Here is a 21,199-nt window from a genome sequence, read left to right on the forward strand (position 1 = left end):
CATCGTAATAACTTCGTAATGGCTCCACAACTAAGTGGAACTTGTTACATTTCTCCGCCTTGGAGCGAACACCAAGCACCTTGCGCATCCGTGGTGAGAATCACCGGACCGTCATTGGTGATGGCGACGGTGTTCTCGTAGTGCGCGGCGGGCAGGTGGTCGTTGGTCGTAACAATCCAACCGTCGGAGCCCGTGCTCACATGGTTGGAACCCATCGTAACCATCGGCTCGACGGCAATGACCATGCCGGCCTGGAGGCGAACGCCCCTCCCCTTCTTTCCATAGTTAGGAACGTTGGGGTCCTCGTGCATCACACGGCCAATGCCATGGCCCACATAATCACGAAGCACTCCGTAACCGTGAGATTCGGCGAGGGACTGAACGGCATAACCGACGTCCCCGATATGGTTACCGGGAACAGCCTGCTCGATGGCAGCCTTAAGGCAGTCGCGCGTGACCTCGCACAAAGCCTTGGCTTCGGACGTGGGGGTGCCGACGAAAAACGTCCAAGCGTTATCGCCGACCCAACCGTCGACAACGGCTCCCGTATCGATGGAGATGATATCGCCATCGCGCAGGATCATGTCGGGGTTGGGAATACCGTGGACCACGGCATCGTTGATCGATGCGCAAATGGTCCCCGGGAACCCGCCGTAACCCTTAAAGGCCGGGGTGCCGCCATGCATGCGGATAATCTGCTCCGCGAGCTGATCGAGCTCAAAAGTCGAAACGCCGGGGCGCACCATGGCTCCAACGTGGCGGAGCGCCATCTTAGATAGCGCTCCTGCCTTCTTCATCTGCTCGATTTGCGTTGCAGACTTAATCTTGATCATAGACCGAGAGCCTCTTTGACATCCCCGTACACGGTCTCACGAGCCTGGTCACCGTTGACCGACTTGAGCAGACCCTGGCCACGATAGTAGTCGACGAGCGGGCTCGTGGACTTCTCGTAGACGTCGAGACGGTTCTTGATGGTCTCGGGCTTGTCGTCGTCGCGCTGATACATCTCGCCGCCACACTTGGGGCAGGTAGCATCGGCAGCGGTGCCGGTGTAACCGCAGGCGCGGCAGGTGCGACGCGAAGACAGACGATCGATAATGACCTCGGGGGCCACATCGACCAGAAGGGCACAGTCGATCTCGCGACCCATGGCGGAGAGCTCGGAATCGAGCGTCACAGCCTGGGCGGTGTTGCGCGGGAAGCCGTCGAGGATGAAGCCCTGCTGGGCGTCATCGGCGGCAAGGCGCTCCTTGACAAGGTCGATCACGAGCTGGTCGGGAACGAGCTCGCCAGCGTCCATGTACTTCTTAGCCTGAATACCAAGCTCGGTGCCACCCTTGACGGCAGCACGCAGCAGGTCGCCCGTGGAAATATGGGCGACGCCAAACTCGGCGACGAGCTCCTGTGCGACGGTGCCCTTACCGGCACCCGGAGCTCCGAGCAATACGAGGTTCATGAGCAATCCTCCTCTAGCCTATTTAAAGAATCCATCGTAATCATACATCTTGATCTGGCCTTCGAGCTTATCGACCGTGTCGAGCACGACGCCGACCATGATGAGGATGGACGTGCCGCCAAATGCCTGGATCAGATGGTTACCCGTGAAGGAGAAGATGATCGAAGGCACGATGGCGATGAGCGCCAAAAAGACAGCGCTGGGAAGCGTGATCTTGTTAAGCGCGTTCTTGATGTAGGCCGCGGTAGCCCTACCCGGACGGACGCCCGGAATAAAGCCGCCCTGCTTCTTAAGGTTATCGGCCGTGTCATCGGGGTTGAACACCATGGAGGTGTAGAAGTACGCGAAGAACACGATGAGGACAACGTTAAGCACCCAGTTGAGCCAACCGGTCGAAAGCGCGGAGGCAACTGCCTGAATCCAGCCGATGCCGGGGAAGAACACGGCAATCTGAGCCGGGAAGTACAGCAGCGCCGAAGCGAAGATGATCGGCACGACACCCGCGGTGTTGACCTTGATGGGCAGGTAGGTGGTCTGGCCACCCATCATGCGACGGCCCACGACGCGCTTGGCGTAGGAGACCGGGATGCGGCGCTGGCCGCGCTCAAGGAAAACAATCAGCGGGATAACCAGCAGAATGATGGCGCAGATGATCACCATGGTGATGATGCCACCGGCATTGCCCTCAGTGCTGGAGAAGATAGCCTGCGGCAGACCGGCCATGATGTTCGCAAAGATGATCAGCGACATGCCATTGCCGATACCGCGCTGGGTGATGAGCTCACCAATCCACATGATCAGCATGGCGCCCGCGGTGAGCGTACCGACAATCATGAGGTCGAAGATGATCTCGGGAGCGCCGGCGCCATTGAAGCTGATGCCGAAGCTCTTAAAGAGGAAGAGGTAACCCACGGAGTTGAGGATTGCCAGAGCCAAGGTGAGGTAACGCGAATACTGCGTAATCTTGGTCTGACCGACCTCGCCCTCGCGGGCAAGCTCATGCAGGGAAGGCACGACGGCCTGGAGCATCTGGAGGATGATCGAGCTGGTGATGTAAGGCATGATGCCCAGCGAAAACACCGACACATAGCTCAACGCGCCGCCAGAGAAAAGATTCAGGAGGGCCATAGCACCTGCGGCGACCGAATTGTTATCGGTCGAGAAAAGGCCCAGCATCCCCTGGAAGGGAATGCCGGGCACAGGAACGTGCGCACCAATGCGGTACACGACGAGCATAGCTATGGTAAAAAGAATCTTTTCGCGCAATTCTTTGATGCGGAAAGCATTCTTAAGACCATTTAGCACGGCAGCTCGACCTTTCCGCCGGCGGCCTCGATCTTGGCCTGCGCAGAAGCGCTGACCTTGTCGACCTTGACCGTGAACTTCTTGGTGAGCTCACCATTGCCGAGCACCTTGACGGGCTCGAACTCGCTCTTGGTGATGCGAGCGGCCTTAAGAGCGGCACCGTCGATCACTGCGCCGTCCTCGAACTTACGCTCGAGACGCTCAACGTTAACAGCGGTGTACTCGATACGACGGGGGTTGCGGAAGCCCGGAAGCTTGGGCAGGCGCATAGCCAGCGGAGTCTGGCCACCCTCGAAGCCGGCACCCTTGGTGCCGCCAGAGCGGGAACCCTGGCCCTTCTGGCCGCGGCCAGAAGTGGTGCCGTGACCCGAAGAATTGCCACGGCCGACGCGCTTGCGGTTCTTGGTGGAACCGGGCGCGGGAGTAAGATCGTGAAGCTGCATTTGCTACTCCTCTACAATCTCGACAAGGTGCTTGACCTTGAAGATCATGCCGCGGACGGACTCGTTGTCAGCAATCTCGCGAACCTCGCGGATCCTGTGGAGACCGAGGGCACGGACAGTACGGACCTGGTCCTGCTTGCAACCGTTGGTGCTGCGGACCTGCTTGATCTTGATGGTGTCAGCCATGCTTAGTTCTCCTTACCGACGAACATCTCGGAGACCGTCAGGCCACGGCGAGCCGCGACGTCCTCAGGGCTGGAGAGCTCCTTGAGGCCCTCGACGGCAGCCTTGATGATGTTGAGGCCGTTGTCGGTACCGAGGGACTTGGACAGGACGTTCTTGATGCCAGCAAGCTCGAAGAGGGGACGCACAGCGCCGCCGGCGATAACGCCGGTACCCTCGACAGCGGGCTTGATGATGATGCGGCCGGCACCAAAGTGGCCGAGAACCTCGTGCGGGATGGTGCCCTGCTCGGTCACCGGCACGTGGAACATGTTCTTCTTGGCATCGAGAGACGCCTTGGAGATGGCCAGGGGCACCTCAGCGGACTTGCCCATGCCAACGCCGACGTTGCCCTTGCCGTCGCCAACGACGACGAGAGCGACGAGGCTCATGCGACGACCACCCTTGACGGTCTTCGACACGCGGTTGATGTAAACGACGCGCTCCTCGAACTCGGAGGCCTCGCGCTGCTGCTTCTGATTACGAGCCATGTGCTACATACCTCCTAGAACTCGAGACCGGCGGCACGAGCACCGTCGGCGAGGGCCTTGACGCGGCCATGGTAGATACGGCCACCGCGATCGAAGGCGACCTTGGTGATGCCGGCCTCGATGGCGCGCTTGCCAACGAGCTGACCGACCTTCTCCGCAGCCTCCTTGTTCGAGGTGTGGGTGCCCTTGAACTCGGCCTCGAGGGTCGAGGCAGAGACGAGCGTCAGGCTGGAGCCCTTGCTGTCGTCGATGATCTGGGCATAGATGTTGGCGTTAGTACGGGTCACGCGAAGACGCGGACGCTCGGAGGTACCCGAGACCTTGCCGCGAACACGACGCTGACGACGCTTGAGGCCTTCCAGCTTCGCCTTATGCTTGTTCATACGTAAACTCCTAAAAAGGTTGATCTTGCCAGCACCTGACGGGGTGCTGGTCTTATGCGAGTGAGTCGGTTACGACTACTTGGCGGCCTTACCCAGCTTGCGGCGGATGTGCTCGCCAACGTAGTGGATACCCTTGCCCTTGTAAGGCTCGGGAGGACGATGGCCGCGAATCTCAGCGGCGATCTGACCGACCTGCTGCTTGTTGATACCCTTGACGTTCACGTGGGTGTTGTCGGGAACCTCGAAGGTGATGCCCTCGGGAGCCTCGACGATCACGGGGTGCGAGAAGCCCAGGGAGAACTCGAGGTTCTTGCCCTTCTGCTGCACGCGGTAACCGACGCCGGCGAGCTCGAGCTTCTTCTCGAAGCCCTCGGAAACGCCAACAACCATGTTGTGGATGAGGGCGCGGGTGAGGCCGTGGCGGGCACGGGTCTCACGCTCGTCGTCGGGACGGGAAACGGTGAGGACGTTGTCCTCGACGTTGATAGCGAGCTTCTCAAAGACATCGAGCTCGAGCTGGCCCTTGGGGCCCTTGACGACAACGTTGTTGCCGTTGACTGCCACTTCGACTCCGGCGGGAATCTGGACAGGCTTATTACCGATACGAGACACGGTGATCTCCTTTCCTTCTACCTACCGAGCGAATTACCAGACGTAAGCGATGATCTCGCCGCCGACGTTGTGCTTGCGAGCATCGCGGTCGGTCATGACGCCATGGCTGGTGGAAATAATGGCGGTACCAAGGCCACCGCGGACGCGGGGCATGTCGGCAACGCCGGTGTACTTACGCAGGCCCGGCTTGGAAATGCGGCGGATGCCGTTGATGACCTTAGCCTTCTTGGGACCATACTTAAGCGTGATGTGCAGAGTCTTCTGGGGAACGGTGTCCTCGACATCGTAGCCCTCGATGTAGCCCTCCTCGTGCAGAACACGAGCGATCTCGACGAGCTTCTTGCTGCTCGGCATGGAGACCGTGGCCTTGTTCACAGAGTTAGCGTTACGGATGCGCGTAAGCATATCTGCGATCGGGTCTGTAAGGTTCATACAGATTCTCCTTCGTTCTTGATGAACACGTGCTCTTGGTTCTTCGCCGCCCTTAACGGCAAAGCCTTTTTAGCGCGTTTTCCCTGTTCCAAACTGATGCTTGAAACGCTGGTAGTGACTTACCAGCTGGCCTTCTTAACGCCGGGAAGCTCGCCCTTGAGTGCAAGCTCGCGGAAGCAGACACGGCACAGGCCGAACTTGCGGTACACAGAGTGCGGACGGCCGCAGCGCTGGCAGCGCGTGTACTCACGAGTAGAGAACTTCTGCTTGCGATTGCACTTGACGATCATCGATGTCTTAGCCACTTATATCCTCCTCACATAGAGTATTGTTCGCCCCAAACGCCGCCCCCTTGTGGGAACGGCGCTTATAGGGCAGGTGAACCTATTTCTTGAACGGGAAACCGAAGGCGTCCAGAAGGGCCTTGGCCTCCTCATCGGTGTTGGCGGTGGTCACGAAAGTGATGTCCATACCACGCTGGTGATCGACGGAGTCGAAGTCGATCTCGGGGAAGATGAGCTGCTCGGTGACGCCCATGGAGAAGTTACCACGGCCGTCGAAGCTCTTGGCGGAGATGCCGCGGAAGTCGCGGATACGGGGGATCGCGACGGAGGTCAGACGATCGAAGAACTCCCACATACGGTCGCCACGCAGGGTAACCTTGCAGCCGATCGGCATACCAGCGCGCAGGCGGAAGGTAGCGATGGACTTGCGGGCACGGGTGATCATCGGCTGCTGGCCGGTGATGGCGCGCAGGTCGCGCACGGCACCGTCGATGGCCTTGGAATCGGTAGCGGCCTCGCCGACACCCATGTTCACGACGATCTTCTCAAACTTGGGGATCATCATGACGTTCTCGTACTGGAACTTGTCCTGAAGCTGCTGCTTGACCTCGTTGTTGTACTTTGTCTTCAGACGCGGCACATACTTCTCTTCTGCCATTGTTCACTCCTTCTTGGGGTTTTAAGCACGGGGCGTGGCCACGATGGGTTGTCCTCGTGCCTCCTGGCTGCATCCGCGCCGCTCATGGCATTTCGCGGTTTGGACTCGACGCAGCAGGAGCCGACAAAACAATCGGTACTATACGCGCATCGGGAGCGTATTTCCAGAAAAACCTCGTCTGCCTGCACAACTCCACAACTCCCCCGCACAAATGGATCCCAAAAAGTAGTTACGGTGAAATAGGGACTGTTTGGCGGCCTAACAGGCTTAAACAATCCGTATTTCACCGCAACTCATATATGAGGATGCGACTAGCGCTTGCGGGGGACGAGTTTGGTGCGGCGCAGGTGGATCATCTCGGCGGCGATGGAGATGGCGATCTCCTCGGGGTCCTCGGCCTGAATGGCAACGCCGATCGGCAGGTGCAGCTCGTCGATCCGCTCCTGCGTAAAGCCCTCCTGCTCCAGGCGGGCGCGCACAAAGGCCGTCTTGCGGCGCGAGCCCAAGCAGCCCAGATAGGCGGGCTTGGCGCGCATGGCCTGAATCACCACGTCGATATCGGACTTGTGACCCGCCGTGGCGACGACCACCAGGTCGCGCGGGCCGATGGGACACAGCTCGCTCAGGTTCTTGTAGTCGACCAGACGACGGTCGTAGACGCCGGGCACCCAATCGGGGGTCAGCGTGCCGGGGCGGTCATCGCACGCCACGACGGCAAAGCCCGCCGCCGTGAGCACGCGCGCCGTCGCAGCGCCCACGTGGCCGCAGCCAAAGATATAAGTCAGGCCCTCGGGGCAGAGCGTCTCGATGTGCGCCGGGGGAATCTCGGAGGCCGCGTTGGTGTAGGTGACCTTACTCCCCTCCTCCACCAGCGAAAGCCCGGGACAGCCCGCAATGGTGCGGCGCGATTCCTCGCCATGGTACTCGGCCACATCGCCCTCGAGCGCGCTTACGACAAACGGCTCAAAGTCGATGACGAAGTCGCCGATGCGCCGAAAGGCCAAGACGTCGGCAATTTCCTGGAACAACGGTGCCTGGGTCGCATCCAGATGCAGGTAGCACAGGCAGATGGCTCCGCCGCAGATCATGCCGGTATCGGAGTTCTCGCCGCCCATGGTGTAGCGGACCAGACGCGACTGACCCGCGCTCAGGAGCTCGCGCGCCTCGTCCAGCGCAAAGAGCTCAATCTTGCCGCCGCCGATGGTGCCCGCCTGGCTGCCATCGGCAAAGACGGCCATCCATGCGCCCACACCGCGCGGCGACGACCCCGCCGTGCCGGCTACGACCACGAGCTCGCACGTCTCGCCAGCACGCAGGGCGACAAGCGCCGCATTCACAACATCGAGCTTTTCCATTGCCGCCTTCTATCCTCTAAAGATATCGGTGAACATAGCGAGTGCCTCGAGCACGCCGCCGCCGACCGACGTCGCCTTGTCCGAAATGTAGTTGATATAGCTGGCATCGCCGCGCGGATCGACATCGGCGCATTTAAAGCCCTCAGTCACCTGCACGCCGTTCGCCAAAAGCCCGCGCAGACAGCCATCGATCTGCGTGCACATGGGCGTATCGCCCGCATAGCCAATCACGTCTCCGGCGCTCACGATGTCGCCGATTGCGTGGTCGGACCGAAACACGCCGGCGGCGGGGCTGTGGATAACGCGCTCTTTACCACAGCCGGCGATAATGCCTGGCACGCCCGTGTTGGGCTGGGGCGAACCTTGGGTAATGACACGGCCGAGAAAATGCCCGCGCATGGTCTCGACCACGGCATCGCAGTCAACCGGCGCGGTAAAGCCCGGCCCCACGGCGATGACGGTAGGCGCCATGTCGCGCGTGGTGCCCAGGTTGCGCTTGGCCAGAATCGCGTCGACCACAGCCGCGGGTTTAAGCTCATCGAGCATCTTGGCCTGAGGGTCCACCACGACGGCAACATCCCCCGCTTGGGTAATCTCGAGCGCCTCTGCCGGCGTCTGCGCCAAGCGAGCGCGAATACCCTCGACCTCGACCTCGCCCAGACGAATGGCCTCGCAAAAACTGATTGTGCGACGGATGCACGTGGGAACCGCGATATCGGCCATGACGACCGACACGCCGGCGCGCACCAAACGGGCAGCGACACCCGTGGCGATATCGCCGGCGCCGCGAACATAAACGAGCATTCCCGGGGCACCTCCCTGTGCTACGGTTTGAGCAGAGCAAAAGCGGTTCGACCGCTACTCTGATGATTATTTATTATCACAGTATTATACGGCGGTGAACAGATGGAAACGGTTAGCGGCAATCTTGCCTCGGCGCTCAGGATCGAGCCGGACATTACCGCGATTATCGGCAGCGGTGGCAAGTCGACCTTGCTAAAGACACTCGGCCTTGAGCTTATGCGCGCTGGCGGCCGCGTGCTCCTCTGCACCACCACGCGCATGTTCCCCGTCGCCGGTGTGCCGTGGGACGGGTCGGGCCGTCGCCTGGACGCCGCGCCTTGGAAGCCGGGTGCCCCACACGCCCTAGGCTGCACCTGCGAGGCCTGCGCGGGGCTTGTGCGGGGAAGCATCTGCCAGGCAGGCGTCTTGGACCCGGAGACGGGCAAGCTCTCCTCCCCTGCCGAGCCGCTCGACCAGCTGGCGCAGCGCTTTGACTACGTCCTGGCCGAGGCGGACGGCAGCAAGCGGCTCCCACTCAAAGCGCACGCCCCGTGGGAGCCGGTCGTTCCCGCCGGCACGGCCAACGTCATCTGGCTCGTCGGCGCCTCGGGACTCAGCAAGCCCATCAACGAAGCCGTCCACCGCCCCGAGCTCTTTTGCGAGCGTTGCGGCTGCGAGCTCACCGACATCGCCACGCCCGAGCGCGTCGCCCAGGTGCTCAATGCCGAGCTGCAGATGCTGAACCTCAACAATGCCCGCATCATGCTCAACCAAGTCGACACGCTTGCCGACCCAACGATGGCAGGTCGCTTCGAGACAGCCCTCGGCCGCCCCGTCGTCGCCAGCAGCCTCAAGTAGCCGGCCCCATCTCGTCAGTTGCGGTGAAATACGGACTGTTTGGCCGCCAAACGGCCGCAAACAGTCCGTATTTCACCGCAACTGCGGAGGGGACACGGCATCTTTGCTGCTAGCGAGGCACGTAGCGACCGGGCTGGGCTCCGGTAGGCTCGCCGTCGCGTGCCGCCAGTACGCCGTTCACAAACACGGCCTTGGCGCGGCCATGTGCCTCAAAGCCCTCGAGCGGCGTGTAGTCCACGGCCTGATGCTGTGTCGCGGCGCTGATCGTCCAACGCGCGCAAGGATCCCACACGCACACGTCGGCATCGGCACCCTCGGCAAGACAGCCCTTGCGCGGGTACATGCCAAACACGCGCGCCGGGTTCTCGCTCATCAGGCGGCAGAGGTCCTCGGGGCCCAGTTGCCCCTCAAAGCTCGTGGCGATCGCGACGGGACGATGCTCCACGCCGGGCCCGCCGTTGGGAATCGCGCGGAAATCGTCGCGCCCGCGGTCCTTTTGCCCGTGCAGGTTAAAGCTGCAATGATCGGTTGCAATAGTATCGATCTCGCCAGCCACAAGCGCCTCGCGCAACGCGGCACGGTCACCGGCATGGCGCAGCGGCGGGCTCATCACGTACTTGGCGCCCGCAAAGCCGTCCTCGCCCTGCTCCAGATAGCAGGTGTCGTCGAGCATCAGATACTGGGGGCATGTCTCGACATAGATGTTCTTCTGCCCGCGCGCCTTGGCAGCGCGAATGGCCTCGAGCCCCAGCTTAGTCGAAAGGTGCACCACGTTGACCGGAGCGTCCCCGGCCAAGTGCGCCAGATACAGCAGACGGCTCACGGCCTCACCCTCGCACACGCCCGGACGGCTGAGCGCATGCCCCTCGGGTCCATGAATCCCCTGCTCGTACACGCGCTTCTGCAGTTCATTCACCAACGTGCCGTTCTCGCAATGCACGCACAAGATACCGCCCAGGCGCTTGAGCTCCTCCAGCACCTCGAGTGTCTCGGCATCGTCCAAGCGCAGGTGGTCGTAGGCAAAGTAGGTCTTAAACGACGATACGCCCGCCTCGCGCATAGCCGAAAGATCGGCGCGATTGCGCTCATTCCACTCGGCGAGTGCCATATGAAAGGCGTAGTTTGCCGTGCAGGTGCCGTCGGCGCGATGATGCCACTCGGCCAAGGCATCGGGCATGGTCACGCCGCGATCGGCCGTCGCGTAGTCCACGATGGTCGTCGTACCGCCGCAGGCAGCCGCGCGCGTGCCGGTCTCAAAGCTATCCGCTGTCCAATCCATGCCGGTCCAGCACTGCATGTGCGTGTGGCCGTCGATAAAGCCGGGAAACACCCAGCAGCCCGTGGCATCCTCGACGGTATCGCCCTCGGCCGGCTCAATCGCCGCGGCGATCCGCGCGATCTTATCGCCATCCATGGCAAGATCGGCACGGCGAAGCCCCTGTGGCGTCACGAGCGCGCCGTTTTTGATGATGATCATGTTGCTCCTTATCGATTCATACAGTTGGCCACGCGATCAAAATACGAGCAGGCCGCGATATGCTCCGCTATGCGTCGCTGTCCCTTGACGGTATCGACGTCCCACAGCTCGTAGGCACGCGCTTCGACCAGCGTAACGTCGACGCGACCTTTGAGAATCGAGCCCCCGCCGTCCTTGCCCTCAAGACACATAAGTGCATCGAACAGTTCCGCCGGAAAGAGCACCGGACTCGAAGGCTCACCGTTGCACGCAAGACGCACCGGATGTTTGCGGCCACGCTCGTCAAATGCACGAACCATAGCCTCAAAAGAATCCGAACTCACGAGCGGCTGGTCGCCCGGCAAAAAGAGGCAACCTTTCCAGTTGCGTTCGACTCCCCACGAAAGGCCCGCACGGACGCTTTCGCTGCGCAGTTTGCCATCGTGCAGCACGCACGGGCAATGCTTGTCCTCGCAAATCTGAGCGACCTCGGACCAACGCGTCGAAACCACGACGTCAAAGCCCCGGGGAACCGAATCGATGGTCCGGGCAATCAGCGGCTCGCCATAGATATCGGCAAGCATCTTGTTAGAGCCAAACCGCTTGCCCTCGCCCGAAGCCATAATGACGCATCCAAGTTTCATGGTGATACCTCCCCTGAAACCATCGTACCCATAACTCGCGCCGCGGGTATCCACATCGAAAGCGCTTATCCCGCACGCCCGCGATGCAAAAAAGGGGCACCCCGCCGGTTGGCAGAGCGCCCCCTTTACATGGCTTACCTCAACCCGGCTTTAGGCCTGGAGCCAACGGGCGGTGTTGCGCTCGTCGAGGGCCTTGAGGGTAGCGGCGGGATCGGCAACCTTCTGCAGGAACATCATGGCTGCGATGGCGTACGGCTTGTAGCTGGCCTCCTTGTACATGCCCACGCGGTGCATGTCGAAGACGTCGGCGTTAACCTCGCCGTGCTCGCAGGAGACACCGGAGATGTCGGCGGGCAGCGGGTGCATAAAGATGGTGTCCTGGCCGTTGGCAGTCTTCTCCATGAGCTCGGTCGTGGAGCACCAGTCCTGATGGGTGGCGTTCTGGGCGAGCAGCTCCTTCTCGAGCGCTGCGATGCCGGCGTCGTCGCCCTCGGCGTACAGGTTGGTACGCTTCTCCATGGCGGCAAACGGAGCCCAGCTCTTGGGGATCACGATGTCGGCGCCCTCGAAGGCCTCGGCCATGGTGTTGACCTGCTTAAAGGTGGTGCCGGACTCGGCGGCATAGCCCTTGGCGCGCTCGACGACCTCGGGCATGAGGTCGTAGCCCTCGGGGTGAGCCAGGGTGACGTCCATGCCAAAGCGGGGCAGCAGGCTGATCAGCGACTGCGGGCAGGACAGCGGCTTGCCGTAAGAGGGCGAATAGGCCCAGGTGACGGCAACCTTCTTGCCCTTGAGGTTCTCGAGGCCGCCAAACTCGTTGATGAGGTAGAGCATGTCGGCAGAGGACTGCGTGGGGTGATCGGAGTCGGACTGCAGGGAGATGAGCGTGGGACGGTGATCCAGAACGCCGTCCTCGTAAGCCTGCTGGACAGACTCGGAGACCTCAGCCATGTAGGCGTCGCCCTTGCCGATGTACATGTCGTCGCGGATGCCGATGACGTCGGCCATGAAGGAGATCATGGTAGCGGTCTCGCGGACGGTCTCGCCGTGGGCGATCTGGGACTTCTTCTCGTCCAGGTCCTGCAGCTCAAGGCCGAGCAGGTTGGCGGCCTTAGAGAAGGAGAAGCGCGTACGAGTGGAGTTGTCACGGAACAGGGAGACGGCCAGGCCCGAGTCGAAGATCTTGGACGAAACGTTGTTCTCACGCAGCTCGCGCAGGGCGTCGGCGACGATGTAGAGAGCCTTGAGCTCATCGGTGGTCTTGTCCCAGGTGTGCAGGAAGTCGCTGCCGTACATACCCTTAAAGTCGAGTCCGTTCAGCTGCTCGACGAGCTCGGTAAACTTGGCGTCCATGTAAATGTCCTTTCTAAAGGTGAAACGATCGCAATGAGTAGATGCGCTCCGGCATGCGCGTGTGGCTAGAACATGCAGAGCGCTATGACGAGGACCCGCCACCGTCGAGGAAGCATGGGAGATAACGACCGCGGGCCCCAAGTCAACAGGGGGTGCCGGGGACACGAGCGGCCCCCGGCTCAACAAAATCGAAGAATGGGACTAATCGATTTTGTTGTTGGTCAGACCGGCGCGGAACACGGTGGCGTCGCCATCGGCCTGGCTCGGATCGTAGAGGTTCAGGGCAGCCACGTACATGGCGGCAGCGGTGACCAGGTCGTCCTTGTAGGTGACCTCGTTGGGAGCGTGAGCCTGAGACTCGGCACCCGGGCCAAAGCCCACGCAGGGGATGCCGTAGCGGCCCTGGATGGAAACGCAGTTCGTGGAGAAGGTCCACTTGTCGCACAGCGGGCGACCGGTGCGCTTGTCCATGCTGGGCTCGCAGCCGATGCGCTCGTCACCGAACATGGCCTTGTGGGCGTCGACGAGAGCCTTGACGTGCGGAGCGGTCTCCTTGTTGATCCACGTGGGGAAGTAAGCCTCGGTCTCGTAGACCTCGCCGGTCCAGGACGGACGGTCGTACATGTACATGGAGACCTTCACGTCGTCGCCGTACTTCTTGGCGGCCGGCAGGTTACGGATCTCGTCCAGGCAGGACTCCCAGGTCTCGCCGGCGGTCATACGACGGTCGATGGAGATGGCGCAGGAGTCAGCGACAGCGCAACGGCTGGGGCTGGTGTAGAAGATCTGGCTGACGGTGCAGGTGCCGCGGCCCAGGAAGCGGGCATCCTCGAAGTGCTCGGGATTGTACTTGGGGTCGAGCATCTTGACGAGGCCCTTGATGTCGGTCGACTCGTCGCAGCCGTTGTTGTTGAGGGCGCGGACGTCGGCGATGATGTCGGCCATCTTGTAGATGGCGTTGTCGCCGCGGTCGGGAGCGGAGCCGTGGCAGGAGGTACCGTGAACGTCGACGCGGATCTCCATGCGACCGCGGTGACCGCGATAGATGCCGCCGTCGGTGGGCTCGGTGGAAATGACGAACTCGGGCTTAATGCCGTCCTTGTTGTAGATGTACTGCCAGCACATGCCGTCGCAGTCCTCTTCCTGGACGGTGCCGACGACCATGATCTTGTAGCCCTCGGGGATGAGGCCCATGTCCTTCATCATCTTGGCAGCGTAGGTAGCAGAAGCCATGCCACCCTCCTGGTCGGAGCCGCCGCGGCCGTAGATGATCTCGTCGGTCTCGTAGCCCTCATAGGGATCGGCATCCCAGTTCTCGATGTTGCCGATGCCGACAGTGTCGATGTGGGAGTCGATGGCGATGATCTTGTCGCCCTCGCCCATAAAGCCCATGACGTTGCCCAGGCCGTCGACCTTGACCTCGTCATAGCCAAGGCTCTCCATCTCAGCCTTGATGCAGGCAACAACCTCACCCTCCTCGCAGGACTCAGAGGGGTGGGAGATCATAGCGCGCAGGAAACGAGTCATGTCGGCGCGGTGAGACTCAGCAGCAGCCTTGATAGCGTCGAAATCGAGTTCTTTAGCCATTGTTCATAACCTTTCATACGAAGGAATCTACCTGTGAGGTGGCGGAGCGATACCTATTTACTCCGCCCTAACGATTAGCAAGTGGGATATTCGCCTTCCCAAACAATACGGCGATACTGGTCGGGATCCGTATCGCCCTCGGTGGAGAAGCAGAGCACGGAGCTCGTCTTGTCCAGGCCGATGAGCTCCTTGAGCTCGGCGTACTCAGGATCGAGCATGAGGGTCTCGACCAGGCCGGTGGTCACAGCGCCGGACTCACCGGAGATGACGCGCGGGTCGCCCTTCTCGGGAGCGCCCAGGGTGCGCATGCCGCGAGCGGTGACCCAGTCGGGGCAGGACACGAAGGCGGTGGCATGGTTGCGCAGGATATCCCAGCCCAGGATGTTGGGCTCGCCGCAGCACAGACCGGCCATGATGGAGGGCATGTCACCGTCCACGATACGCGGATCGCCGTCGCCGGCGGCAGCGCCCTTGTACAGGCAGGCGGCAGGCGCGCACTCAACCACGACGAAGGTGGGCGGGTTATCGGGATACAGGTTGGTAAAGTAGCCCACCACGGCGCCGGCGAGCGAACCCACGCCAGCCTGGACAAACACGTGCGTCGGGCGGTTGATGGCCATCTCGCGCAGCTGCTCGGCAGCCTCGGAGGCCATGGTGCCGTAACCCTCCATGATCCAGGACGGGATCTTCTCGTAGCCCTCCCAGGCGGTGTCCTGAACGATGACGCCGCGCTCGCAGGCGTCGGCCTCGGCGGCGGCCATGCGCACGCACTCGTCGTAGTTGACCTCTTCGATGGTCACCGTGGCGCCCTCGGCGGCGATGTTATCGAAGCGGGGCTTAGTGGAACCCTTGGGCATGTGAACGACGGCCTTCTGGCCCAGCTTGTTGGCAGCCCATGCCACGCCGCGGCCATGGTTGCCGTCGGTGGCGGTAAAGAAGGTGGCCTGGCCAAAGTCCTCGGCCAGCTGATCGGAGGTCAGGTAATCGAAGGTGCAGTCGGCAACGTCCTTGCCGGTCTCGTCGGCAATGTAGTTGGCCATGGCAAACGAGCCGCCCAGGACCTTAAAGGCGTTGAGGCCAAAGCGATAGCTCTCGTCCTTAACGCACAGGTTGGACAGGCCCAGGCGCGCGGCCTGGCCGTCCAGGCGGGCAAGCGGAGTGACGGTGTACTGGGGGAACGACTGGTGGAAGGCACGGGCCTTCTTCACGTGGTCGAGACTCATGATTCCCAAGTGCTTGTCATCGCTCTTGGGCATCGTGTTGCTCGCCCACTGGATCTTATCGGCCATACGGTGAACTCCTTAAGTCCTCTCTTGCCGGCCCCCGCATACGCGTTTCAGCCCGATCCCATTCACACGGCTGAACTTTTATGTGGATGCCAAACAAAAAGTTTGTTAGTAATGTTCTATCACACTTTTTGATTGGCATACCTAACGAATTGTTTGTTGCCGTAATCGGTACTTTTTCGCCGCCGAACGGTCATGAATTGCCTTGTTGATGGATTTGTTTGCGGTCAAGTGTGGTTTATGGCAAAGTGTGCCCAAACTAATTTTTAGGAAGGCACCCATGACCCCCGCACAGATTGAGTTTTACAAGCGCCTAGCACACGGCCTGGCGCTCCAATTTGGCCCCAACTGCGAAGTCGTCGTCCACGACCTAGAGACCGAGGACGTGGACCACTCCATCGTAGTGATCGAAAACGGCCACGTCAGCGGGCGCAAACTGGGTGACGGCCCCAGCCATATCGTGTTTGAGTCCATGCACGAGGGCACCACCGACGTGCACGACCGCGAGCCATACCTCACCAAAACCACCGATGGCAAGCTGCTCAAGTCCTCGACCATCTTTATCCGCAACGACGAGGGCAAGCCCGTCGGCATTTTGGGCATCAACTTTGACATTACGCTCATGAAGGCTTTTGAGCGTTCGCTCGACGCCTTTACCGGCACCGGCGGCACGGGCTATACCGAGCCCGAGCCCATTACCAAGAACATCGGCGACCTGCTCGAGGACCTGTTGCACGAGTGCGAGCAGTTTGTGGGCAAGCCCGCGGCACTCATGACCAAAGACGAGCGCATTCGTGCCATTGGCTACCTCGACCGTCGCGGTGCCTTCCTCATTTCCAAGTCGAGCGAGCGCGCCTGCGAGTTCTTTGGCATCTCCAAGTACAGCTTCTATAGCTACCTCAATGAGGCCAAGGCGGCGGCCGGCGACAAGTAGGCACTCGCCTGGATTGCCCCTCCCCTTTTGGGCGCGAGTTCTGGAAAGCACGAATCCAAGACCGGGCCGCTTGGGAAGTTCCATATAATCGATGTCATTGGTATTTCGAAAGGATGGGACAGAATGGCGTTAAGCAAGGCATCATGCACCGGTCGCGGATTGATTCCGGCAATTGGTGGACATGTGCACCACATGTTCGATGAGAGTGAAGACGACCTGTTTTCGCTGAGCCTTGACGACGTGATGAATGATCGCCCGTGGACCGCCGACGAACTCATGAGCGGCGGGGCTCGCCCGTCAAGCCCCGATCCCGCACTTGCGCCTAAGCCCGCATCTGCGCCGACTCTTGCACAGTCGCCTGTTTCGACGCCCGCGCCTACGCCCGCACCCACTTCGGCGCCCACGCCCGCTCCCCGCCCCGCAAGCGACCCGTCCGAGACGGCGGCATTTCTCGCTGCAGCGACGCAGGGCAAATCGGCCGACAGCACCGTTATGTACAGCGCCCAGCAGTTGCCTGTTCCTGCGGCACGCAAGCCTCCGGTCGCAAGGCTCGATGAGCCCGTTGTCCATCAGGTTGTCCACGATTCCTGGGCTGCAGCCGATCTGGATGAGACCTCTACCGGCATGCCGGCGCTCGACGTTCCAGTTAACCCGCTTTTTGCCACCAACACGAGCGCCGTGGACTATGAGGGCGGTGCAGCATATTCCGATTATTCCGATGACTATGCTGGCAATGGTCGCATCGAGACCGAGGGTTATGGCACCGCATCGAGCGATTATCTCAACGATCCGTACGCTGCCACGCCTGCACCGGAATATGACCCGGAGGCCGCGTCCGCGCCGGCGTATACCAAAAGCACGGGCGAAGAGCGCTTCGCCGATTATTACGCCAAGGAAAAGGCGCTGCGTTTCTCGGAATTTCCGCAGGCAGTCAAGGTTGCCTTTATCGCCATTGTCATTGCCCTGCTCGGCGCCATTGCGTTTGAGGGATTCCAGCTGTTCCGCGGCCCCACCCAAGCGGAGTCGGAAACCCAGCAAAAAGAGGACGATAACCAGTACCTGGACATCAACACCCTCAAGGGCGACCCCAACGACGAGGACGACGAGTAGCGAGGGCTGAAGGCGACCACAGGATCCCGCATCCAGCACCGGCTTCTAAGTGCTGTTTTGTCATCCAGCCACACTTTTCCGAAGTTTTAAGGTGCCTATTTCGACACTTTTCCGGATTTTATACTCTGTCCCTCCAGATGCGCTTTACGGTGCAGGCGTTGGAAGAAGGGCCATGTGCCGCTGGCGGCCCACATGTTCTGCAGATCAAGCTGCTCGGAGACGGCTCGCGCGAGCCGTCCAGCTGGAAGCTCTTTGCCGACGGTGCGTGCGTTGCGGACGGATCCGGCGCCTTTGCCCGCGAGTGCTTCTGCGAGGGCGCCGAGGTGTTTCTGGACCTGCGCCGCGACGCCGTACGCGCGACCGAGCTGTACCAGTGGAGCCAGAGGGAGTACGAGCTGCTGAGTGCGGCACGCGGGATCGTAAGGGTGTAGACGGGCGGACGAGCCATCGACGATTTTGAGCTGGCAAGGGCCGGGAACTAGATTCCCGGCCTTCAACCTAGCACTGCTTTATGAGATCGAGCACCGCAGGAATGTCATCGGCATTCCGAAGCGCAACGTAAGTGGGTAAGCCCGGGCCAAATCCACCCTGCGTACGCTTGTCCTGGCACATGTCCTCTGGATCCGTTAGATCATCCACACTCTTTGCCAAGCCAACGGCAATCCAACCACCGTTGCTGGTCCTGCCTTCTAGCACGGCATGCAGCTTTCGCTTGCCCGACCTGAAGCCTACATAGTACTTAGCTATGTAGGACTCCCACGAAGGGTTACCACTCAGAACGGACTCGCGCACCTCATCGAAAAGCTTCTGATTGAGCCCACCTTCGGCAAAGGTGGGGTGGTTCTCCTGCAGAGTCCAGACAGGAGCCTCGTCAGACTCCCCACGAGAAGGACGGTACTTGTCGACGACGTCTGCCGGAAGGTCGGGATACTTCCATATCTCGCACGCTTCTTTCGCCAGCTCGTCCGCGCGCTGCCCAATCTCTTCCTCACCCCATTTTTCATGCGAGACAATCGATTTGTTTAGGTAGAGCGGGCTGCACTTAAATCCGACGTCAGGCAGATTGAGCTTGTCCGAGAACGACCGGTTTGAGTACTCCTGGTTGTAGCCCGTCAGCGTAAGATTTCCCAAGTTGTTGCACAGCCTGTCGTGGACGTCTTCCCAGTTCTCACCAAGCGATTCCTTCCAGCCGTGCTCATCATCGATCGTCTGGGGCATGATGTGCTCGATCTGGTAATCGTCGGCTGAGATGGACTCCTTCGGGTGGTGCCAGTTCTCCATGCGTTCCAGGTAATAGCGCTTTTTAGAGAAGCGGTTGTAACAGTCGCGCGTCTTAAACTCCTCGACAAAATGCTCGTCTGTCGGGAAGTACGCAGTCATACCGCCGCTATGGATAAGGAGCATCGCCGTAACGTACTCCTCTATAACGTCCTGCTGCTCGAGATTGCGATACATGCCGGCAAAGAAATTATTTAGGCCCGTGGTAAGCCTGCCGCAAACCGCCCGCCTGAACAGGAACGACTCGATAGTCTCGCAGATACGCAGAAACGCATTGCGGTCTAGCCCATTCCCCTCGTAAACCGAGTAAAGCAACATTAAGAGGGGCCTTATCTGCTTCACGTCGAGGCTTACGATTCTGCCGAACACTCGGCGTAGTCCGTCGTCCTTCTCCTTACCAAGGAACAGACTGGCGTATCTATGTGCATACCCACGCAGCCCCTTAAGCAGGCCCTCGGTGTCACCATCGTAGTCGTCGGCGAAATAGCGCTTAAACTCGTAGTAGGCCTCGTTCTCCTTCGGCATCCTATTGGGAACTTTAAGCCACAGCCAGTACCAGATAAATGCATTGAACTCGTCCTCGCCGCCTTTTCCGAACAAGCACTCGAGTGGATGCCAATAACCCTCATAAAGCTTGGTCTGTTCGTCGTTGGGAAGCGACATTAGAACGTAGTTACGGATGAGGTCAATGGGCGTGAGCGGCTTGCCCTTGGAGTTCATGGACTCAAATATGAGCTGGGCATTATCAACGCCAGCGGTGAGCTTAGTGTCGATGACCTGCACGCGGTTTAGCCCCGCCCAAAGCCTTGCAGGGTCGAATGATTTCCCGTGCATCTTTTCACGGAAGAACGCATGGTTCTCGACAATGCGATCCGATTTTTCATCTGGCACGGGAGCCCCAGACACGATGGAGAACAGCGTCTCTTTATCGTCCTGCGAGAGCACCAGCTTATAGCGCGCCAGACCGTTGTAGTCGTCATCGTTAAAGAGGTAGTTCTTCCGCAGCGCTGAGATCTTGAGATCGCCAAGGAAGTCGGCCTTGTCGGGATTACCCTCCAGATAGTCAGCCAAAGCAGCGATCATCAACGAAAACGTCGTCATGCGCTGCTGCCCGTCAATCAGGAGCACGCGCGAAATACTCGTGGCAGAGCTCTCGGACTCGGGGATATAAAGCATTGACCCCACGAAGTGCGATACGCCATCACGACCCGCTCGCATAACGTCATCCCAAAGAATCTCGCACTCTTTTACGCTCCACGAGTAAACTCGCTGGTATACGGGAATGACGAACTGCATCTTCGCCACGCCCATAAGGTCTAGTAGATTTGCCTCGGTTGCTTTCATTTGCGGTTGTCTCCTCTTTCTTGTTTACGCCGTTTGCAGTCAGTCCCCCACTGAACGGAGGGTGCCAAAGACGAGAGCATCGAAGCATAGAAGCAACCGGGATGCTCATATCGTTAGATTTTACAACGCAAGCAAACGCTTACGCCGTCAGGGTGGCGCGCGATCGCTGCGCGCCACTCCCCAAAATCATACGATGTCAAAAGACTGACACTTGTGTATGCCTTTTGACATTGCCACAGACTTACGGGTTTCTTGTCTCATATGCCAAGAGCGGATATCTAGATCGCTGCCCCTCCCGCCCAAAGGAGCTCGACAAGAACTGATCGAAGGGCAAATCAGACATCGAGCAAGTCGCCGACATGCTCATCGCGCCTCGCAAAAAGATGGGCAAACACGGGACCATCTTAAGCGGTGGCGATGATGACACGGAATTGCAGCCGAATCGCCCCGACCTATTCGCCACCCGATGCTGGCAAGCTGTTGAGCGGCTCGCTCTCACCGGCGGCACCAAGGCGCTTCTGCATCTTCTCGATCTGCTTAAGGGTCGAAGTCAAATACCCAAGACCCTTCTTCAACTGCTTAAGCAACCTGCCATTCCTGCGGCCCCCCTTTCCATTCTCCTTCTCGACATCCTCCTCAACACCAGCGATGCTGCGCTGCACGGCCTCGGCCGTCTTCTGCACCAAAATGGCTCCCTCATGCGGGCAGCGGTCAGTTGCCACATCAAGAAATGCGAGAAGCCTTGAGCATTCAACGAGCACGAACTGCGCATAGTCCTCCCCCATCGACGCCGCCAGGGCAACGCCGCTAGAACCCAAAAGGCCAAACGCAGCGCCGCCGCCAGCAATCAGAACCACCCTTAAAAAGGGTGGTTTGCTCTTAGGGTATAACCCACGGGCCCCGGGCTCGCGTCTAAAGGCGCGGG

At 60.2% G+C, this 21,199-nt stretch carries 24 protein-coding genes; 4 read left to right on the top strand and 20 right to left on the bottom strand.

What is annotated here, in order from left to right:
• Positions 1–44: 44 nt before the first annotated feature.
• The 13 genes from map to yqeB form a co-directional block, all read right to left on the bottom strand.
• Positions 45–833: a type I methionyl aminopeptidase gene (gene map / locus ARB25_RS08835; protein ID WP_055287454.1), complete on the bottom strand. Its 789-nt coding sequence runs from the start codon at positions 831–833 to the stop codon at positions 45–47.
• Complete coding sequence (locus ARB25_RS08840; protein ID WP_006235269.1) at positions 830–1,456, bottom strand: adenylate kinase; 627 nt, start codon at positions 1,454–1,456, stop codon at positions 830–832. The genes map and ARB25_RS08840 overlap by 4 nt, the downstream gene beginning before the upstream one ends.
• Before the next feature lie 18 nt (positions 1,457–1,474).
• Positions 1,475–2,761: a preprotein translocase subunit SecY gene (secY, locus tag ARB25_RS08845; protein WP_035137447.1), complete on the bottom strand. Its 1,287-nt coding sequence runs from the start codon at positions 2,759–2,761 to the stop codon at positions 1,475–1,477.
• Entirely contained in the window at positions 2,755–3,204 is a 450-nt protein-coding gene (gene rplO / locus ARB25_RS08850) for a 50S ribosomal protein L15 (protein WP_006235267.1), read from the bottom strand. The genes secY and rplO overlap by 7 nt, the downstream gene beginning before the upstream one ends.
• Before the next feature lie 3 nt (positions 3,205–3,207).
• Complete coding sequence (rpmD, locus tag ARB25_RS08855) at positions 3,208–3,390, bottom strand: 50S ribosomal protein L30 (RefSeq protein ID WP_006235266.1); 183 nt, start codon at positions 3,388–3,390, stop codon at positions 3,208–3,210.
• Between the two features lie 2 nt (positions 3,391–3,392).
• Complete coding sequence (rpsE, locus tag ARB25_RS08860) at positions 3,393–3,917, bottom strand: 30S ribosomal protein S5 (protein WP_055252236.1); 525 nt, start codon at positions 3,915–3,917, stop codon at positions 3,393–3,395.
• Between the two features lie 14 nt (positions 3,918–3,931).
• Complete coding sequence (gene rplR, locus ARB25_RS08865; RefSeq protein WP_006235264.1) at positions 3,932–4,300, bottom strand: 50S ribosomal protein L18; 369 nt, start codon at positions 4,298–4,300, stop codon at positions 3,932–3,934.
• 75 nt (positions 4,301–4,375) lie between these two features.
• Positions 4,376–4,912 (bottom strand): 50S ribosomal protein L6, encoded by a 537-nt coding sequence (rplF, locus tag ARB25_RS08870; RefSeq protein WP_006235263.1) that lies wholly within the window; start codon positions 4,910–4,912, stop codon positions 4,376–4,378.
• Positions 4,913–4,945: 33 nt separating this feature from the next.
• Positions 4,946–5,344, bottom strand: a complete 399-nt coding sequence (gene rpsH / locus ARB25_RS08875) for a 30S ribosomal protein S8 (RefSeq protein ID WP_006235262.1) — start codon at positions 5,342–5,344, stop codon at positions 4,946–4,948.
• A 119-nt stretch (positions 5,345–5,463) separates the two neighbouring features.
• The gene (locus ARB25_RS08880) at positions 5,464–5,649 is read right to left on the bottom strand and encodes a type Z 30S ribosomal protein S14 (RefSeq protein WP_022094280.1); all 186 of its coding nucleotides are present in this window, start codon (positions 5,647–5,649) and stop codon (positions 5,464–5,466) included.
• Positions 5,650–5,728: 79 nt separating this feature from the next.
• Complete coding sequence (rplE, locus tag ARB25_RS08885) at positions 5,729–6,286, bottom strand: 50S ribosomal protein L5 (protein ID WP_006235260.1); 558 nt, start codon at positions 6,284–6,286, stop codon at positions 5,729–5,731.
• 311 nt (positions 6,287–6,597) lie between these two features.
• The gene (locus tag ARB25_RS08890; RefSeq protein WP_055287456.1) at positions 6,598–7,641 is read right to left on the bottom strand and encodes an XdhC family protein; all 1,044 of its coding nucleotides are present in this window, start codon (positions 7,639–7,641) and stop codon (positions 6,598–6,600) included.
• 9 nt (positions 7,642–7,650) lie between these two features.
• A complete protein-coding gene (gene yqeB / locus ARB25_RS08895; protein WP_055287458.1) occupies positions 7,651–8,445 on the bottom strand; it encodes a selenium-dependent molybdenum cofactor biosynthesis protein YqeB in 795 nt (264 codons plus the stop codon).
• Positions 8,446–8,547: 102 nt separating this feature from the next.
• On the opposite strand from yqeB, the gene yqeC reads away from it, so the two are divergent.
• On the top strand, positions 8,548–9,282 hold the full coding sequence (gene yqeC, locus ARB25_RS08900; protein WP_055287460.1) for a selenium cofactor biosynthesis protein YqeC: 735 nt from the start codon (positions 8,548–8,550) through the stop codon (positions 9,280–9,282).
• 109 nt (positions 9,283–9,391) lie between these two features.
• Here yqeC and hydA read toward each other — a convergent pair whose 3' ends face one another.
• The 5 genes from hydA to dpaL all read right to left on the bottom strand — a co-directional run bounded on the left by hydA (position 9,392) and on the right by dpaL (position 15,611).
• Positions 9,392–10,759 carry a dihydropyrimidinase gene (gene hydA, locus ARB25_RS08905; protein WP_055287461.1) on the bottom strand — a complete coding sequence of 456 codons (1,368 nt, stop codon included), beginning with the start codon at positions 10,757–10,759 and terminating at the stop codon, positions 9,392–9,394.
• 8 nt (positions 10,760–10,767) lie between these two features.
• Complete coding sequence (locus ARB25_RS08910) at positions 10,768–11,382, bottom strand: nucleotidyltransferase family protein (RefSeq protein ID WP_055287463.1); 615 nt, start codon at positions 11,380–11,382, stop codon at positions 10,768–10,770.
• Between the two features lie 150 nt (positions 11,383–11,532).
• Positions 11,533–12,735 carry a knotted carbamoyltransferase YgeW gene (gene ygeW / locus ARB25_RS08915; protein WP_055287465.1) on the bottom strand — a complete coding sequence of 401 codons (1,203 nt, stop codon included), beginning with the start codon at positions 12,733–12,735 and terminating at the stop codon, positions 11,533–11,535.
• 201 nt (positions 12,736–12,936) lie between these two features.
• Complete coding sequence (locus ARB25_RS08920; protein ID WP_055252228.1) at positions 12,937–14,322, bottom strand: YgeY family selenium metabolism-linked hydrolase; 1,386 nt, start codon at positions 14,320–14,322, stop codon at positions 12,937–12,939.
• Positions 14,323–14,396: 74 nt separating this feature from the next.
• Entirely contained in the window at positions 14,397–15,611 is a 1,215-nt protein-coding gene (dpaL, locus tag ARB25_RS08925; protein WP_035137461.1) for a diaminopropionate ammonia-lyase, read from the bottom strand.
• A 277-nt stretch (positions 15,612–15,888) separates the two neighbouring features.
• Between dpaL and ARB25_RS08930 the strand changes: the two genes are divergently transcribed.
• The 3 genes from ARB25_RS08930 to ARB25_RS08940 all read left to right on the top strand — a co-directional run bounded on the left by ARB25_RS08930 (position 15,889) and on the right by ARB25_RS08940 (position 18,083).
• Positions 15,889–16,542 (top strand): helix-turn-helix transcriptional regulator, encoded by a 654-nt coding sequence (locus ARB25_RS08930; protein WP_022094290.1) that lies wholly within the window; start codon positions 15,889–15,891, stop codon positions 16,540–16,542.
• A gap of 123 nt (positions 16,543–16,665) precedes the next feature.
• The gene (locus ARB25_RS08935) at positions 16,666–17,652 is read left to right on the top strand and encodes a hypothetical protein (protein ID WP_055287467.1); all 987 of its coding nucleotides are present in this window, start codon (positions 16,666–16,668) and stop codon (positions 17,650–17,652) included.
• 158 nt (positions 17,653–17,810) lie between these two features.
• Complete coding sequence (locus tag ARB25_RS08940) at positions 17,811–18,083, top strand: hypothetical protein (RefSeq protein WP_156327726.1); 273 nt, start codon at positions 17,811–17,813, stop codon at positions 18,081–18,083.
• Positions 18,084–18,150: 67 nt separating this feature from the next.
• Here the strand turns inward: ARB25_RS08940 and ARB25_RS08945 are convergent, their stop codons facing one another.
• Together ARB25_RS08945 and ARB25_RS10265 are read right to left on the bottom strand one after the other, a co-directional pair.
• Complete coding sequence (locus ARB25_RS08945) at positions 18,151–20,274, bottom strand: DUF262 and DUF1524 domain-containing protein (RefSeq protein WP_055287471.1); 2,124 nt, start codon at positions 20,272–20,274, stop codon at positions 18,151–18,153.
• A 452-nt stretch (positions 20,275–20,726) separates the two neighbouring features.
• On the bottom strand, positions 20,727–21,199 hold a 473-nt coding region (locus tag ARB25_RS10265; protein WP_216595143.1), incomplete at its 5' end, for a hypothetical protein.

Source organism: Collinsella aerofaciens (assembly GCF_001405375.1).
Classification (GTDB): Bacteria; Actinomycetota; Coriobacteriia; order Coriobacteriales; family Coriobacteriaceae; genus Collinsella; species Collinsella aerofaciens_F.